Raw genomic sequence first — 17656 nt, forward strand, 5'->3', positions numbered from 1 at the left:
CAATATGCTTCGAGGATTATTAATCGGGCTGCTTACAGTGGCCTTAATCGGAACAGGCTACTGGGGATATAAAGAGCATCAGGAAAAAAACGCCGTATTAATTCATGCAGAAAACAATTACCAGCGGGCTTTTCACGATCTAACCTATCAAGTGGATCAGCTTCATGACAAAATTGGCGAGACACTCGCCATGAATTCAAGAAAATCATTGTCACCGGCGCTGGCGGAAGTTTGGAGAATTACATCGGAAGCGCACAATGATGTCGGCCAGCTTCCGTTAACTCTTTTACCTTTCAATAAAACAGAGGAATTCTTGTCAAATATTGGGAAATTTAGTTATCAAACAGCAGTGAGAGATTTAAACAAAGATCCGTTAACGGATCAAGAATATGAAACGTTAAAAAAATTGTATAAAAATGCAAAAGACATACAAGACGAATTGAGAAACGTCCAGCATTTAATCTTAAAAAACAATCTGCGCTGGATGGATGTTGAACTCGCACTAGCATCAGGGCAAAAACAAATGGACAATACGATCATTGATGGATTTAAAACGGTAGAAAAAAATGTTGAAGGCTATTCCGAAACTAATTTCGGTCCAACGGCAACAGCGCTGCAAAAGCCTAAAAAAGGATTTGAACAATTAACTGGAAAGGAAATATCAGAGCAAGAAGCAAAACAAATCGCAAAACGATTTGCCCCTAAAAATGTAGAACGAGTAGATGTAACAACAAATGGTAAAGGATCAAACATTCAGTTTTACAGCATTACTATGCATGATAAAGGAAATAAACATGATGTTTATATGGATATCACGAAAAAAGGCGGTCATTTAATTTATTTATTGCACAACAGAGATATTAAACAACAAAAAATCAGCTTAAATGAAGCATCCAACCGAGCAACGGAATTTTTGAAAAAGCTAAAATTTAAGGATTTAGAGCTTTATGAGAGTGCACAATATGACAACATTGGTGTTTTCACATTTGTTTCTAATTACAAAGGTGTACGTCTATATCCTGATGCAGTTCGTTTAAAGGTAGCGTTGGACAACGGAGAAATTATAGGTTATTCTGGACGTGATTATTTAGCAGCGCACAAAAAAAGAAATTTGCCGAAACCGGCTATTACAAAAGAAGAAGCGAAAAAATCAGTCCATTCTAACGTTGAAATTCAGGAGGATCGATTAGCTGTTGTGACAAATGATGCCGGCGAAGAAGTGCTGTGCTATGAATTTTTAGGAACGATTGACCAAGACACGTACCGCATTTTCATCAACGCAATGGATGGAACGGAAGAAAAAGTGGAAAAATTGCAAAGTGCTGAACCGTTATTCAGAGAAATTTAATCACAAAAGGGGAGTCGATTTTTAGGCTTTCCCTTTTTTTCATTTCATGCTTTAATAAATGTAGAGCGCTTATTACATTGAAAGAGTGGTAACGTTGATAAAAATTGGTACGATGATCACATTGGAACTTTCTGGCCAAGATCAAATACTAAAATGCAAACTTGTGGACCAAGAAGAAAACATTCTTTATATTGATTTTCCTATAAATAGCAAGACAGGAAAAACTGTTTTCTTACCAGACGGCACCGAGCTCGTTGCAACATTTGTGAACAGCGAAAAAAAACCGTATAAATTTCGTACTAAAGTTCTTGGCAAGAAAAAAGATAACCTCCCGATGATCATGCTTCAGGCACCTGAGTATATGGAGGAGATCCAAAGGCGGCAATTTGTCAGAATCGAGACAGCTGTTGATGTAGCCATACACGCCATTAATCAGGAATTCGCCCCATTTACAACAGTTACAAACGACATAAGTGCTGGCGGCATTTCAATCATTATTCCAAACGGTGTGGACGTACCGCTAAATGAAAATATACATATTTATATGGTGCTCACGTTTATGGACGGAACGATTGAATATTATAAGGTAACAGGGAAGGCGCTCAGAGTTGTGGAAGCGGAACATCATAAGCTCGCTTCCATAGCTTTTATCAATATTGATGAAAAGACACAGCAAAAATTGATTCGCTTTTGCTTTGAACAGCAGCTGCAAATGAAAAAGAAAGGAATTTTGAATGAATAATACCGGCACGGCTGTCCATACTATTTATAAAAAATGGCAAAAGGATGTTTTTTGTGAAGCGCTTTGAACAAATATTGATCAAATTGATCATTATACAATTCATTATGTTAATTGCCGCTCAGCTTTTTTTGCGCCATTCTGAATTGAAGCCATATTTATCAAAAGCCGTGCAATATGAAGGTGTTGGAAACATGTCCATCTCCGAATGGGTGGAAACTATCAGCCGCTAAAAGAGCAGGAAACCCCTGCTTTTCTTTCTGTATTCCAAAAAAATAGATACATATTTTTTGAAACTAGCTAGGAGGTATTATGAGTAAAAAAATTTCCATTGCAATCGACGGTCCGGCAGCTGCCGGGAAAAGCACAGTTGCCAAAAAAATCGCAAAAGATTTAGGCTATACATACATTGATACGGGTGCGATGTACAGAGCTCTCACTTTGAAAGCTTTACAGAATGGCATTTCTTTGGAGGATGAAAAAGCGCTCACCAAGCTTTTGAATGAAATGACGATTGAACTGAAGCCGGTAAATGAAGGTCAGCAAGTGCTAGTAAACGGTGAAGACGTAACGGCGATTATCCGTTCCAATGAAGTAACAAAGCATGTTTCCACTGTTTCCAAACATCCTAATGTGCGGGAGGAAATGGTGAAAAGGCAAAAACAGCTTGCAGGAAACGGCGGCGTTGTCATGGATGGCAGGGATATCGGCACTCATGTGCTGCCGAATGCGGAGTTGAAAATATTTTTAAAGGCTTCTGTAGAGGAAAGAGCAAAAAGAAGGTATGAGGAGAATTTAAGAAAAGGTTTTACATCCGATTTAACACAATTAAAGAAAGAAATTGAAGAAAGAGATAAGCTTGATTCCACGAGGGCAACTGCCCCATTAAAAAAAGCGCCGGATGCCGTCGAAATCGATACAACTTCATTGACGATTGAAGAGGTGGCGGAATTAATTAAAGAATTGGTAAAAGAAAGGCTGTAAGAAATGGGTAAATTTTATCAATTTGCAAAGGCAATTGTTTACTGCTTTATTAAACCGCTCTTTCGGGTCGAAGTGATCGGAAAGGAACATTTTCCAATGGATGGTGCCGTGCTGCTTTGTTCCAATCATATTAATAATTTGGACCCTCCGACGATTGGTATCGTTTCACCAAGGCAGCTCCGTTTTATGGCTAAAGAGGAGCTGTTTAAAATTCCGGTTTTCAGCCTGATCGTCCGGGCATTGGGGGCGTTTCCGGTCAAAAGGGGCTTTTCCGATCGAGAGGCGTTAAGAACAGGCTTGAAAATATTAAAAGAAAGAGAAGTTTTAGCCATTTTTCCGGAAGGAACGAGAAGCAAAACAGGTGAACTCGGAAAAGGTTTGGCTGGTGCAGGTTTTTTTGCCTTAAGATCAGATTGTGTCGTCTTGCCATGCGCCGTCGTCAGTTCTTACAAACCGTTTCGGAAAACGAAAGTCATTTTCGGCCCAGCCATTGATTTTACATCTTATCGAAACAAAAAAATTTCAGCTGAAGAAGCGACCGATAAAATCATGACAGAAATTAGAAATTTGCTCGAAAAATATAGGTAATCAATGGATTTAACTTGACAAACGGAATTTTTTGTTAGAACTTATAGAAAAGAGGTATTTTTCATTCTATTTAGAGTAGCTTGTGACATACTAAATAGAATGGTACATATTTTGTTGAGTTGCTATGGCTTGACCAAGGAGGTAAATGGTATGGTAGAGGACATCAATCAAGGTGAAGTTTTTGTGCCTGAAGTGGGAGACGTTGTAGAGGGAATTGTAACAAAAGTGGAAGATAAGCAGGTGATTGTTGATATTAAAAATTGCAAACAAATGGGCATCATTCCGATTAGTGAACTGTCTAGTTTGCATATTGAAAAAGCTTCAGATGTTGTAAAGGAAAATGACAAGCTTGAACTAGCGGTCATTAAAGTTGAGGAAGAAGCAGTCATTTTATCGAAAAGCAAAGTGGCTGCGGATAAAGCTTGGGTGGAATTAGAGAGAAAATTTGAAAATAAAGAAGTATTTGAGGCAGAAGTGAAGGATGTCGTAAAAGGCGGTTTAGTGGTAGACTTGGGCGTCCGCGGATTTATTCCTGCTTCATTGGTTGAACCTCACTATGTTGAGGATTTTTCAGATTATAAAGGAAAAACATTGACATTGATGGTTGTGGAGCTAAACCGTGAAAAAAATCGAGTGATTTTGTCTCATCGTGCTGTAGTGGAAAAGGAGCAGGAAGAGAAAAAACAGCAAGTGCTTCAGTCGATTCAGCCTGGTGATGTATTGGAAGGAACAGTCCAACGTTTAGCCGATTTCGGAGCCTTTGTTGACATCGGCGGGATTGACGGTCTTGTACATATTTCTCAGATCTCTCATGCTCATGTAGATAAACCGTCAGATGTGCTTCAAGAAGGCGAAAAGGTAAAAGTGAAAGTTTTGTCTGTCGATCGGGATAATGGACGGGTTTCACTATCGATTAAAGAAACATTGCCTGGTCCATGGGAAAACATTTCTGAAAAAATCAAATCCGGTGATGTTGTCGAAGGAACTGTACAACGCCTCGTCTCATTCGGAGCTTTTGTTGAAGTTTTACCTGGAGTAGAAGGTCTTGTCCATATATCGCAAATTTCTAAAAAACATATAGGCACACCTCAAGAAGTATTAGAAGAAGGACAAAAGGTAAAAGTAAAAGTGCTTGATGTAAACGAAGAAGAGAAACGGATTTCCTTAAGCATAAAGGAATTGGAAGATGATGGGACCGGTAGTGAAGAAGATTTTCGCAAATATCGTCCGAAAGAGGAATCGACAGGATTTCAACTAAGCGAAATGATCGGAGAGCAATTAAATAAATTAAAATAAAGACAAAGGCGATCATCACGAGCTGCCCCTTGTCAAGGTGACAGCGGAATAAAAAATGTTCTAAGCGGCTTTATCTCTATATTCCATAGGGCTGAGGCCGTTTAGTCGTTTTATGAGGGTAATTTGTATCGATTGCCAATCCTCAAACGAAATCTACGTTTCGCATTTGAGCGTTCTCCATAAAGACTCCATAAGCACCGCCCAGCATATAACGAGCTGTTTTATCATCTTCTCCACTGCTGTTCTTTTCATAAATCCTTGAGAATGATACGATCCATCCTCGCTGTAATAAGCTGTTATTGTTCGAAGCCTCGCCTAGTATATAGCTTCCATATCACTTCAATAAGCTGTCTTTTGAGTTCTGCAGTATCGGTTCTATTTTTGCTAAGCTGCTCTATATCGTGATTATATGTGCGAACAAAATTCTTCGCTGCTTTTAATAAGCAACCGATACGTCCGTTTTGCGTTCGTATCTCCATTAAAAATCAAAACTTGTGCAGATAAACAAGTGATACATCCAGCCTGTATTCATTAGCCCACAATTTTTTTGCAGAAAAACTCCCTCCTAAAAAACAAATAATGATTTAGAAGCCTTTTTTTATGAAAAGAAATTATACGGACATTCTGCCATTAAACAGATCGGCTTATGAGTTCTAAAAAAATAGCGAAAATTCCTTTCTTGACGGGCAGTGAAATGTTTACATTTTCCTCTCACAGCAATCCATCAGCAATCAATTCTCCCACAGCCTTTTAACTGCTTTTTATACGCTTTTAGCTTTGATTTCAAAATTTGTACGGTTAGCATCCATAAATTTTTCACATAATGGAAATAGTAGGAGGTTGGAGATGGAAGGAATATATTATTATTGGTTCATGTGGATAATTTGGGTAATTGTAACATTTTGGCTTCCAAAAACGGATGCTCGTTTTTGGCTCTCCTTTTTTATATTGTTAAATATTTTAGGAAGTGCAACGTTTATACACTTTACACAAATACATGTTGGTTTTTCGTATATCTTATTTGCTTTGCTTAGTTTTTTCATCTTGTATAGAACTAAGCGTTTATTTTATTCATTATTTTCCGTTTTGATCATTACGGTTGCCTATGCAGGAGTCAAGCTGTTTTATTTATTTGATCCTGTCTGGTTTTTACTTGACGTTCAAATGTATTTATCTATATTAGGAGTCATTTTATCCAATATGCTGAGCAAAGATTTTTTTGAAGGAATGGCATTTTTTATATTGGGATCTTGTTACGGAGAAGCTCTTTTTTCGTCTGCAGTTTATTCTTATTATCGACCGATTGTAATAGGCGACTTTCCTTTTCTTGATATGCTGTCAATCGGAATCTTTTCATTGCTCATATGGGCGTCATTCAAAACATTCGCTGCTTCTTTAGAACATATATTCAAAAAACATGCAAGGGAGAGGCAAGGGTCATGAATGAATACACGCTTCCTATTTTTTATGGTGTCTTCGTAGGTGTGTTAGCCCGTCTTTTTATGCTAAAAACCGATTATCGCCAATATCCAACATATTTGCACGGAAAAATTATTCATATCGCACTTGGATTTATAGCGGCGGGACTCGGCACGATTGCTGTTCCGGCCATAATGGAAAAGGAGTTTACTGCCATTACTTTTTTAACGTTGGCTGCATCGCAGTTTCGCGAAGTCCGCAACATGGAAAGAAATACACTGTCAGAGCTCGATCAATATGAGCTTGTTCCTCGGGGAAGTACATATATTGAAGGAATTGCAATCGCCTTTGAAAGCAGAAATTATTTAGTGATTTTCACATCTTTATTTGTTACGCTTGCTTATTTAATCTTTGGCTTTTGGATGGCTCTTGTGATGACGGTCGTTTGCTTTATCATTTCTAAAGTGTTAATGTCTGGAGGCACATTGAAAGATATTGTTGACATTCAATATGTAAAGCCGCATTTTGACGGTGCAGGCTTGTATGTCGATGACATTTATATTATGAATATCGGCATCCCGGAAAAACGTGAACTAGTTTTAAAATATGGCATGGGGTTTATTTTGACACCAAAATCATTTGATGCGAGAACAACGATTGCCAACATCGGACAACGTCAGGCGATTCTCCATGATGTCTCAACTGCGCTGGGCGTAAACCGCGATGCGGGTGAACCATCTTTAGTCCCATTGGCAAAACGAGATCTTGAGGATGGAAGAGTCGGCGTGTTTGTGCTTCCTCAAAAACATGATTTGGATATCGCCATTCGAGTGATCAGCAACGTGCCAACGCTTGAAAATGCCATTCGCATGCCGACGGAGTCGAAGGCAAATAGGAAAGGTGAGAAAAAACGATGGTTTTAGAGAAAGCGGTTTTAGCGGTCGTTACGACAAATGAGAAAAAAATAAAAGGCGGTGCACCTGTTTTTATTTGTGATAACCAAAAAGAAATGGATTCGATTGCAAAAAATTTAGAAGCGATTCTAGATGGAATTGCTCATGCCATAAGCGAGGAAATATATATCATTGTGAAACATTTTTAAGGCAGTTGTTCAATTTCATAAACTGCTATATAATAGGGTAGTTGGAAAAAAGCTTGGTAAAAAACTTCCGGGGCATGCCGAAAAAGGAGTTAGGCGAAAACATGCTGCGATTTCTTGAAGGCGTAGCCCCTTTAACATTATACATAGTGAAAAAATGCGATGAGTTTTAAATTAGGAAGGAAGTTTTAGTATGCCGAAACCTGTTGTGGCTATTGTCGGTCGACCAAATGTCGGCAAATCGACGATTTTTAATCGAATTGTCGGTGAACGTATTTCAATTGTAGAAGATATACCTGGTGTTACCCGTGACCGTATTTATGCACCTTGTGAATGGCTGAATTTCCAATTTAACTTGATCGATACAGGTGGAATTGAAATTGGGGATGAACCGTTTCTAGCACAAATTCGTCATCAGGCGGAAATTGCGATTGAAGAAGCAGATGTAATTATTTTCATTACAAACGGTCGAGAAGGCGTAACTCCCGCTGATGAAGAAGTTGCAAAAATATTGTACCGCTCAAACAAACCCGTTGTCCTTGCCGTTAATAAAATGGACAACCCGGATATGAGGGAAAATATATATGAATTTTATTCTCTTGGCTTTGGAGAACCGTACCCGATATCAGGAGCGCATGGGCTCGGACTGGGAGATCTTTTGGATGCAGTATGCAAACATTTTCCAAAACCCCAATCAGAAAATGATGATGAAGGCATCATTAAATTTTCTTTGATTGGCCGACCAAATGTCGGCAAATCTTCCTTAGTAAATGCTATTTTAGGAGGAGAAAGAGTGATCGTCAGCGAAATTGCTGGAACAACACGAGACGCCATTGACACTAAGTTTACGTATAACAAGCAGGAGTTTGTCATCATTGATACAGCTGGCATGAGAAAAAAAGGAAAAATTTATGAGACAACAGAAAAATACAGTGTTTTGCGGGCGCTTAAAGCGATTGAACGCTCTGACGTAGTGTTAGTTGTTTTAAATGCAGAGGAAGGAATTATTGAACAAGACAAGCGAATTGCTGGCTACGCCCATGAAGCCGGGAAAGCCGTTGTCATTGTAGTAAACAAATGGGATGCAGTGGAAAAAGATGAAAGAACGATGAGAGAGTTTGAAAAAGATATTCGCGATCAATTTTTATTTTTAGACTATGCGCCAATCGTCTTTTTGTCCGCAAAAACGAAGAAGAGATTGCACACATTAATGCCTCAAATTATTCTTGCCAGCGAGAATCATGCGATGCGTGTCCAAACAAACGTATTGAATGATGTGATCATGGATGCCGTTGCTATGAATCCGACTCCAACGGACCACGGTACGAGATTAAAAATCTATTATGCAACACAAGTTTCTGTTAAACCGCCTACATTTGTCATATTTGTAAATGATCCGGAGCTTCTTCATTTTTCATATGAACGTTTTTTGGAAAATCGTATTCGCGATGCATTCGGGTTTGAAGGAACCCCTATTAAAATCATTGCGAGAAAAAGAAGATAAATAAAAGGAAGTGAGTAATTTGGCGAAGGTGGCAATATTGGGAGCTGGAAGCTGGGGAACAGCGCTTGCAATTGTTCTTTGCGACAATGGTCATGAAGTGCATCTTTGGGGACATCGGAAAGAACATATAGAAGCGATCAATCGTACAAAAAAAAATGAGAAATATTTGCCAAATGTCCCATTGCCGGACAATTTAACCGGATTTTATTTCTTAAAGGATGCGGTTGAAAATGTGGAAACGATTGTCTTGGCAGTCCCGACAAAAGCGATAAGAGAAGTGCTGAGTCAATTAAGAGAAGCCATTGATCGGCCGGTTTTAATTGTCCATGTTTCAAAAGGGATTGAGCCGGGTTCATTAAAAAGAATTTCCGAAATTATTGAAGAAGAAATGCCTCCTCACCTTTTGAAGGACGTAGTTGTATTATCAGGTCCAAGCCATGCGGAAGAAGTGTCTTTGAGACAGCCGACAACAGTGACTTCTGCGAGCAAAAATATTCAAGCAGCAAAATTTGTTCAAGATTTATTTATTAACCGCTATTTTCGTGTGTATACGAATCCGGATATAATCGGGGTTGAAATTGGAGGAGCGCTGAAAAACATTATTGCTTTAGCTGCCGGAATCAGCGACGGCCTTGGATACGGGGACAATGCGAAGGCTGCTTTAATAACTAGAGGATTGGCGGAAATTTCAAGATTAGGCTGTAAAATGGGTGCCAATCCATTAACATTTTCTGGTCTTGCCGGAATCGGCGACTTAATTGTCACTTGCACAAGTGTGCATTCCCGCAATTGGCGTGCCGGCCATTTGCTAGGAAAGGGCAAAAAACTAGATGAAGTTTTAGAAAGCATGGGAATGGTTGTCGAAGGAGTAAGAACAACAAAAGCAGCTAAACAGCTTTCTGAAAAATATTCAGTAAAAATGCCGATTATCAATGTCCTTTATGAAGTGCTGTTTCACGAAAAAGATCCGAAAGAAGCAGTCGAAGAGCTTATGGCGAGAGTTAAAACGCATGAAATGGAAGATCTTGTGAACATATTAGAAAATCGAAATGAAGAACTGTAGCACATTTCCCAGCTGCTTCAGTTTTTTTTTGAATTCGATTCTTATATGGAAAACAATTGCGTGAAAAAGAGCATATGTTAAAATGATTGGTAGGAATAGAAGGAGTGGATCACAATGTCAGAAGGTCTAATGAAAATGTGGATTGCCCTCACAGCGATGGCCTTTATGTTTATCGCGGTCTTTTCCATATACTTGAGCCGTTTTAAACTAAAAGGATTTTTGAAATCTATCACAGCAGTGATTGCTTATTTTTTTATGATTTTAGCAGGAATTATCATTTTTTTCGTAGTCTTTTCCGGACCGACAAGCGAGTAGGCAAAGTGAGGAAGACGAGGATGAACAAGAAAAGCATAATGAAATCTTTCATCTCTATCATGTTTGTTTTGCTTTTATCTGGATGTTTATACCCAGAAGAACGATTACATAAAAATGAAATACCTTATGAAGCGCAAATACAATCCGTGCAAAAAGCAGTAGAACAATATAAAGCTGATACGGAAGGGCTTTTGCCGATTAAAACGAGAGACAAATCAACGCCTATTTATGAAAAATACCCTATTGATTTCAATCTGTTGATTCCTGAATATTTGCCTGAGCCCCCTGGCACCGCGTTTGAAAATGGAGGCATTTACTTATATGTTTTAGTCGATGTGGAAAAAAATCCAACCGTAAAGCTGATCGATTTACGAATAGCAGAGGCGATCCGTGAACTAAAGATGAGGATCAATGCTCATGAATATCCTCCTTATGAAAAGCAAATAGCGAAAAATGTATTTACACTGAACTATAAAAAGCTAGGATTAAAAGAGCCTCCTCATGTGAAGAGTCCGTACTCAGGGGAAAATCTTCCGCTTGTGATCGACAACAATCGAGAAGTTTACGTTGATTACAGCTTAGATTTATACCGTGCCATTAAGGAATCAAAAAGATCATTCAAAGAGGGGGAAGATATCCGTCATTTGCTAGTAGAAAACTCCCCGTTCGTCCCTGCATTTTCCCTTCCATATACTGTGAATGAAAAAAATGAACCGGTATTTTTAATAAAATAAGTCATGAACCTTTTTCTTAAGAATACAATTTAAGAGAAAGGTTCTTTTCTTTTTGGAAGAAATTCTTTTTTTACAGTCATAACTAGATAGGACAACATCATAAATATGTAATGACTAAAGAATTGTAAATGTATGGATGTTATAAGACTTGAAAGTCGGGAGGGAATCACTTGGAAAAGGTAGATATTTTCAAAGACATTGCAGAGCGAACTGGCGGCGATATTTATCTAGGGGTCGTTGGTGCAGTTAGAACCGGTAAATCAACATTCATAAAAAAGTTTATGGAATTAGTTGTTCTTCCCAATATTGAAAATGAAGCGGATAAAGCACGTGCTCAAGATGAGCTCCCTCAGAGCGCAGCAGGCAAAACCATTATGACAACGGAGCCAAAGTTTGTCCCGAATCAAGCGGTCACCGTCCATGTTGATGAAGGCCTTGATGTCAATATAAGATTAGTAGATTGCGTAGGATATACAGTGCCTGGTGCAAAGGGATACGAAGATGAAAATGGGCCGAGAATGATCAACACTCCATGGTATGAGGAGCCGATCCCGTTTCATGAAGCAGCGGAAATTGGCACCCGCAAGGTTATTCAAGACCACTCAACAATCGGTGTAGTCGTCACAACAGACGGTTCAATCGGCGAAATTCCTAGAAAAGATTACGTAGAAGCGGAAGAACGAGTAATTGAAGAGTTAAAAGAAGTCGGAAAACCATTTATTATGGTTATTAATTCTGTGCATCCTCATCATCCGGATACGGAGGCTTTAAGAAAAGAATTAAATGAAAAATATGATATTCCAGTTCTTGCTATGAGCGTGGAAAGCATGAGGGAAATTGATGTAACGAATGTATTGAGAGAAGCGCTTTTCGAATTTCCAGTCTTGGAAGTCAATGTGAATTTGCCCAGCTGGGTGATGGTGCTGAGAGAAGATCATTGGCTTCGCACGAGCTATCAAGAAACGGTGAAGGAAACAGTAAAAGATATCAAACGTCTGCGTGATGTCAATCAAGTTGTCCAGCAGTTCAGTGAGTATGATTTTATTGAGCGGGCTGGACTAGCTGGTATTCAAATGGGCCAAGGGATTGCGGAGATCGATTTGTTTGCGCCGGATGAGCTGTACGATCAAATTTTAAAAGAAGTTGTCGGTGTTGAAATACGCGGGAAGGATCATCTGCTTGAGCTCATGCAAAATTTTGCACACGCTAAGGCGGAATACGATCAAGTAGCCGATGCTTTAAAAATGGTAAAACAGACAGGTTACGGCATAGCAGCACCGGCTTTATCAGATATGAGTCTGGATGAACCGGAAATTATCCGCCAAGGATCGAGATTCGGCGTCCGGCTCAAAGCAGTCGCACCTTCCATTCATATGATTAAAGTAGATGTTGAATCTGAATTTGCGCCGATCATTGGCACAGAAAAACAAAGTGAAGAGCTTGTGCGTTATTTAATGCAAGATTTTGAAGAAAATCCTTTGTCCATATGGAATTCCGATATATTCGGAAGAAGCTTAAGCTCGATCGTCAGAGAAGGAATACAAGCAAAATTGTCGTTGATGCCTGAAAATGCCCGCTACAAATTAAAAGAAACATTGGAAAGAATCATCAACGAGGGGTCAGGCGGGCTCATAGCAATCATATTATAAAAGATCAAAAGGTCAAAAACAACGGTTTTTTGGCCGTTGTTTTTTTCACAAGGGGCAAACGAGTGAGCCCTGTTTTTTTTTTTTTTTTGACAAGAAGTTCTGCCCTGCGTTTTCCGGCCTTTGAAAAGACACATCATTTTTTTTAAAAGGTTAAACAACTTAGCGAAAAAACCGACAAGTGAATCGATTTCCGAGATAATAGTAGATAGTTTTTTGCGGATTTAATAGAAAATGGGTTGTTGATAGATGGCAGAGATATTGTTAGACACATATTTATATAGTACAGGTGATAAGGAGTGATAGAAACCATGGTGGATATTTAAAAAGAACCTGACGGTAAGGAAGAAGGGAAATAGTTTGCTAGTTGACCGCGATTTAGTGATTTTATTCGTGTTTTTCATAACGATGATCTTGATTTTTTGGCGCCCCCGCGGAGTAAATGAAGCATTTCCAGCAACAATTGGGGCACTTATCATATTATTCGTTGGGGGAATCAGCTTTCAAGAATTGTCGGAAATTGCTTTAAATGTAACAGAAGCTTCTGTTACGATTATCGCAACGATTGTTATGGCAATCGTTCTGGAAAGCTTTCGTTTTTTCGAATGGTGTGCTCATCAGTTGGCATTTAAAGCTAACGGATCTGGAATCCGATTGTTTTGATATACGAATCTTCTCTGTTTTTTCATGACTGTCATATTTAATAATGACGGAAGCATTTTAATTACGACTCCTATTTTACTGCTACTTCTTCATCACCTTCGTTTAAAACATCACGAAAAAATTCCGTACCTTCTAAGTGGAGCGCTGGTTGCCACCGCTTCAAGCGCGCCAATTGGTGTCAGCAACATTGTAAATCTGATCGCATTAAAGATTGTAGGAATGGATTTATACATGCATACGGCAATGATTTTCGCACCTACTGTGACCGGGTTGTTGCTAATGGTCAGTTTGCTCTTTTTCGTTTTTTATAAAGACATTCCAAAAAGGGTGATAAACGTGCCAAAAGATGAGAACTTTTTCATCCAATCGTATCATCCTTTGAAGCCTAAATTGTTGCCAAAAGTTTTTAAAGAGAAGACAAGTATGATGATGAAAATGTTGATGTTTGTGATCGTTGTTCGAATCAGTCTGTTTGTCGCTTCACTTTTCGAAATCTCGATAGGGCTTGTGGCTCTGTTTGGTTCAATCGTTTTATTAACGGTGCGATGGTATAAGCTTCGTTTAAGTCCAATCGATGTTTTAATGAAAGCACCATGGTCAGTATTTCTGTTTGCTTTTTCCATGTACATCATCGTTTATGGCTTGAAAAATATCGGATTAGTTACTTTTTTCCTTCAGCTGTTAAAGCCGTTGATGACAGATGTAGCAAGCGGAATTTTTTGGATGGGCGGACTGATCACTGTTTTATCCAATATCTTTAATAATCACCCGGCATTAATGATCGGTTCAATGGTGCTTACAAATTTCGGATTGGACGAAATCACGTTAAAAACAGCTTATTTAGCAAGCATCATCGGCAGTGATATCGGCTCATTGCTGCTTCCGATCGGTACGTTAGCGACGCTCTTATGGATGCACATTTTAAAAGAGAACGGAATGAAAATCGGCTGGGGAAAATATGTGAAAGTAACATTTGTTGTCATTCCGCCAACATTAATATTTACGATGTTCTGTTTATACTATTGGATCAAGCTTTTGTTTGTATAATGTTAAAAAATGGGGTGTGCTTCACCCCATTTTTTTCATAAATTGAAGCAACGGTTTAGGTGAAACGTATTTAAGAAGGCGGAAGCGTTTACGGAACGTGCACTGTTTTTATATGGGAAATTTTTAAAAACACCGTGTGGCTTTCAGCTGTTACCAATTCGACGAAGTTTTGCTGAACAGACTTTATCACTCCGATTTTTCCTTGTTTTTCCCCAAGATCAAATACAACTAATTTGTTGATGAATTTTTTTAATTGTTCCTCAAAGGTGCGGTTAACGGTGATCATGGCGGGCACCACTGGCAATTCATGTTCGTTTAACGAGTATGGCGTTGTTGTGTTTTGATATGGAATGAGCCATTTTAAATGCTGAAAAGACACTAAAACATATTTAAACACAGGGGAATAAAAAACAAAGTAGTCAGTTAAGACAGATGTAATATAACCGTGTAAAGCTTTATTTCCAGTTACATATATTTCAACAAACATTCCTTTAGCATTGATTAATATTTTTCGGTAGGAAATGGAATCTTCCTCAATAAACATTGGTTTAATCGTTTTGTGATCGTATTTAATCGGATTTTCGTCATCATATTTTTCCAAACTGTGTAAATGTAGAAGAGGAATATATATATATTTATAACCATTATAAAGCACGATCACATCTAATCCTTCGTCAACTAAAATTCCGATAATTTCGTTTTTGCCGCTTATTTCTGCTTTTACTTGTTCGTCAATAAGTTCAGAAAATCTCAAAACTTCAATGCCTCCTTTCTTTGAAACACTGAAACAAAAACAGAGGGGGAATTTGATGGCGGAGACGCTAGCTAACCTTTCCAACGATAGTGGACAGTTTTGACTACTTTTTCAGGATGCGGCATTGATTGCAACTGTATCTCTGCTCTTTCTATATAGGCATTCGAAGCTCTTCTTCTATCATCTGGCATTGACCGTTTAGTCCTTCTATCAAGATCATCGGTTCTAACATGACGTTCTGAGTGTGAGTAAGTGTTTTTATGCTCAATCTCGTACGTGCTTTGTCCGCTTTTAGAATCTTTTTCCGTTGAAGTTCTTTTATCACGATCGGATCGATCTTTTTTTTCAGTTTGTTTGTTCTCATTTTTTTTCTGATCACGGGAACCTTCAAAAATGCTTCGAACGTGGAACGGCTGAATTCGAATGACTTCTTCTTTGTTAATTAAAATGAATGTCCCATTTCCGCTGTATGACAGAACACCTTCGAGCGCTTCCGGTCCTCCCAAATTAATGGAAACCCATTTATGAATAAAATAATTGAGTATTTCATCAAATGTTTTTACTTTCAAATAGCGGACGGTTTCCTTTTCTTCAGCGTTTTTGCTTTTGTTTAATGAGAAGCTTTTAATATGCTCCAAATTGAGATAGATCACCTGATCATCTTTGTAGAGAACAGCATAATGATTTGTTACATCTAATAACTTCCCGCTCATTGCTTCAGGGCCGCCTTGGTTAATTTGAAGGTATTCGTACTGAAATAATTTCATTAGGTGGCGGAAGCTGTCGCTTTTCGAAGCGTTTTGTCCAACATCTTCCAGTCGTAAAGGTTTGAAATTTGTCTTAGAATTTTCTGTAATGCTTTTAATGTGTTTCAATTGGTAGTAAACAACATTGTTTGATTCGAATAAATAGAGGGCCAAATAATCAGTTTTTACATCAAGCAAGCAAACCGCTTTTGCTTTCAGGACCGCCTCTATTCACCTTAATCATTTTTCCAACAAGCGACTTTACATATTGATAAAATTTTTCTCCAGCTGCAGTCATTTTCTTTAACCTCCCTTGGCATTCAACCATACAGGTCAATCATAATGTATTTATACGTTCAAAATGGGAGAAAGCAACAGAACATTTACCCAATTCATGAAAAATAAGCGATCGCCTATTTGCGTCGTTCAACTTGCTAAAACATTAAATGTGAAGCGATAAATTGATTTCTTTTCGAGATAAAATCGAGAATTTGTGAAGGCTGTTGATTAAATTCGTCAAGGGTATATTGGAAATAAGGATCTTTGCTAATAAACTTTTTCACTTGTTCATAATAACCGTATACAGCATCTATCAAATTTTTTACCGTAAATTGATGTTGTATAGTGTCATATAAAAGTTGTTGGTAAAGTTTTTTATACTTTTGGGCGTCTAGCAGCCTTGCCGTTAAAGTGTTAAATCCTTCTACCCGAACATAGTCATGTCGAATTTTTTCTCCGTTGACATCAATTCCCCATGTCGCATCGTAATCCCAGGGAATAATATGAAAACGGCTTGTTTCTCCATGTAAGTAAAGTGCGTAATTGTGAACAAAACCATCGTAATTTTGTGTGCAAATAACACCTGTCAGCCATTTTAATATTGCTCCACGTCTAAATATTGTTCAATTTCTTCAGAAAATTGGGACGAATTGCTTGTATTAACAAAATAAATAAATTGTTCGAACTTACTAAAATCGTCATTTTCCCCGTATTTTAGCTCATATCCTTGTGATAAGCTTTTTTTTACCTTTTGGTCTAAATCGCTGTATAACGAAAAATTAGCATCACCATCTATTGCATAAAAAATTGGGCCTTTAGGCAGTTTTCTTTTTGCTAAAAAATCTTCATTGACGGATTCAAGGCGTAAATAAATGCCTTGATGGATTCTATTGATCGATAAAAGGGTGAATTTTGTTTCGGGGACGTATACTCCTATACGGTCGAAAAAATAATAAGAAAGCTTATTGCGAATCAGTGAAGGATCAAAATATTCCGCATTTAAATGAAATTCCTTTTCGTTATTGTATTGTGAAGGACGGTAATATTTTATAAAAAAAGATTTTTTTTCGCTTTTCTAGTATGAGAGCCACGATACATTATATCCGCATCGATCTTCTTCTTCCCTAAATAAACCATGCCGGGAACTCCGTCTTCATCCCATTTATTTTTTTGTAAAAAAAGCAAATCTTTCGGATGAATGTATAAGGAAATTTTCTCCAAGTCTTTTTCCATTTGATCCCTCTTTCCACTGTTTTTCATTTAAATAGTATGAATGTGGATAAAACATGCCACTGTTGGCAAACGCACATTTTTTTAACGATTTAAAGGTCCAAACGAATTAATGTAAAGACACATATGCTATACAAAATAAAAGGGGAGGGCAGAATAGTGATTTCCGAAAAAGTGATTAAAGAAGCATTTCATAGCGGGG

General features: G+C 38.1%; 17 protein-coding genes and 2 pseudogenes. 15 read left to right on the forward strand and 4 right to left on the reverse strand.

Going from position 1 to position 17656, the window contains the following annotated elements:
- The first annotated feature begins 4 nt into the window (after window positions 1–4).
- From ypeB to NSQ61_RS03730, 15 genes and pseudogenes are all read left to right on the forward strand, one after another.
- Entirely contained in the window at window positions 5–1348 is a 1344-nt protein-coding gene (gene ypeB / locus NSQ61_RS03660) for a germination protein YpeB (RefSeq protein ID WP_066251975.1), read from the forward strand.
- 94 nt (window positions 1349–1442) lie between these two features.
- Window positions 1443–2090, forward strand: a complete 648-nt coding sequence (locus tag NSQ61_RS03665) for a flagellar brake protein (protein WP_130156168.1) — start codon at window positions 1443–1445, stop codon at window positions 2088–2090.
- A 53-nt stretch (window positions 2091–2143) separates the two neighbouring features.
- Window positions 2144–2320, forward strand: a complete 177-nt coding sequence (locus tag NSQ61_RS03670; RefSeq protein ID WP_094246144.1) for a DUF5359 family protein — start codon at window positions 2144–2146, stop codon at window positions 2318–2320.
- 79 nt (window positions 2321–2399) lie between these two features.
- Window positions 2400–3071, forward strand: coding sequence for a (d)CMP kinase (gene cmk, locus NSQ61_RS03675; RefSeq protein WP_063388604.1), 672 nt, complete (start codon window positions 2400–2402; stop codon window positions 3069–3071).
- A 3-nt stretch (window positions 3072–3074) separates the two neighbouring features.
- Complete coding sequence (locus NSQ61_RS03680; protein WP_066251969.1) at window positions 3075–3659, forward strand: lysophospholipid acyltransferase family protein; 585 nt, start codon at window positions 3075–3077, stop codon at window positions 3657–3659.
- A gap of 150 nt (window positions 3660–3809) precedes the next feature.
- Window positions 3810–4955, forward strand: coding sequence for a 30S ribosomal protein S1 (gene rpsA, locus NSQ61_RS03685; protein ID WP_144598135.1), 1146 nt, complete (start codon window positions 3810–3812; stop codon window positions 4953–4955).
- 846 nt (window positions 4956–5801) lie between these two features.
- Entirely contained in the window at window positions 5802–6398 is a 597-nt protein-coding gene (locus NSQ61_RS03690; RefSeq protein ID WP_339193005.1) for a YphA family membrane protein, read from the forward strand.
- Entirely contained in the window at window positions 6395–7297 is a 903-nt protein-coding gene (locus NSQ61_RS03695; RefSeq protein ID WP_063388600.1) for a YIEGIA family protein, read from the forward strand. The genes NSQ61_RS03690 and NSQ61_RS03695 overlap by 4 nt, the downstream gene beginning before the upstream one ends.
- Window positions 7288–7476: a capping complex subunit for YIEGIA gene (locus NSQ61_RS03700; RefSeq protein ID WP_066251964.1), complete on the forward strand. Its 189-nt coding sequence runs from the start codon at window positions 7288–7290 to the stop codon at window positions 7474–7476. Before NSQ61_RS03695 ends, NSQ61_RS03700 begins: the two co-directional genes overlap by 10 nt.
- Before the next feature lie 190 nt (window positions 7477–7666).
- Window positions 7667–8977, forward strand: coding sequence for a ribosome biogenesis GTPase Der (gene der / locus NSQ61_RS03705; RefSeq protein WP_340806052.1), 1311 nt, complete (start codon window positions 7667–7669; stop codon window positions 8975–8977).
- Window positions 8978–8996: 19 nt separating this feature from the next.
- Entirely contained in the window at window positions 8997–10040 is a 1044-nt protein-coding gene (locus tag NSQ61_RS03710; RefSeq protein ID WP_340806056.1) for an NAD(P)H-dependent glycerol-3-phosphate dehydrogenase, read from the forward strand.
- A gap of 114 nt (window positions 10041–10154) precedes the next feature.
- On the forward strand, window positions 10155–10355 hold the full coding sequence (locus NSQ61_RS03715; protein ID WP_063388596.1) for a DUF2768 domain-containing protein: 201 nt from the start codon (window positions 10155–10157) through the stop codon (window positions 10353–10355).
- 20 nt (window positions 10356–10375) lie between these two features.
- Window positions 10376–11089, forward strand: coding sequence for a hypothetical protein (locus NSQ61_RS03720; RefSeq protein ID WP_082829632.1), 714 nt, complete (start codon window positions 10376–10378; stop codon window positions 11087–11089).
- Window positions 11090–11259: 170 nt separating this feature from the next.
- Complete coding sequence (gene spoIVA, locus NSQ61_RS03725; RefSeq protein ID WP_340806060.1) at window positions 11260–12738, forward strand: stage IV sporulation protein A; 1479 nt, start codon at window positions 11260–11262, stop codon at window positions 12736–12738.
- Window positions 12739–13116: 378 nt separating this feature from the next.
- Window positions 13117–14445 (forward strand): annotated as a pseudogene (locus NSQ61_RS03730) (arsenic transporter).
- 88 nt (window positions 14446–14533) lie between these two features.
- On the opposite strand, the gene NSQ61_RS03735 reads toward NSQ61_RS03730, so the two are convergent.
- The 4 genes and pseudogenes from NSQ61_RS03735 to NSQ61_RS03755 all read right to left on the reverse strand — a co-directional run bounded on the left by NSQ61_RS03735 (window position 14534) and on the right by NSQ61_RS03755 (window position 17457).
- Entirely contained in the window at window positions 14534–15199 is a 666-nt protein-coding gene (locus tag NSQ61_RS03735) for a DUF2642 domain-containing protein (RefSeq protein ID WP_375338754.1), read from the reverse strand.
- A gap of 71 nt (window positions 15200–15270) precedes the next feature.
- Window positions 15271–16143, reverse strand: coding sequence for a hypothetical protein (locus NSQ61_RS03740; RefSeq protein WP_066251960.1), 873 nt, complete (start codon window positions 16141–16143; stop codon window positions 15271–15273).
- 236 nt (window positions 16144–16379) lie between these two features.
- Window positions 16380–17275 (reverse strand): annotated as a pseudogene (locus NSQ61_RS20210) (CotH kinase family protein).
- Entirely contained in the window at window positions 17272–17457 is a 186-nt protein-coding gene (locus tag NSQ61_RS03755) for a hypothetical protein (RefSeq protein ID WP_327848142.1), read from the reverse strand. The pseudogene NSQ61_RS20210 and the gene NSQ61_RS03755 overlap by 4 nt, the downstream one beginning before the upstream one ends.
- Between the last annotated feature and the right edge of the window lie 199 nt (window positions 17458–17656).

Source organism: Aeribacillus sp. FSL K6-1121 (assembly GCF_038003725.1).
GTDB classification, from domain to species: Bacteria; Bacillota; Bacilli; order Bacillales; family Aeribacillaceae; genus Aeribacillus; species Aeribacillus composti.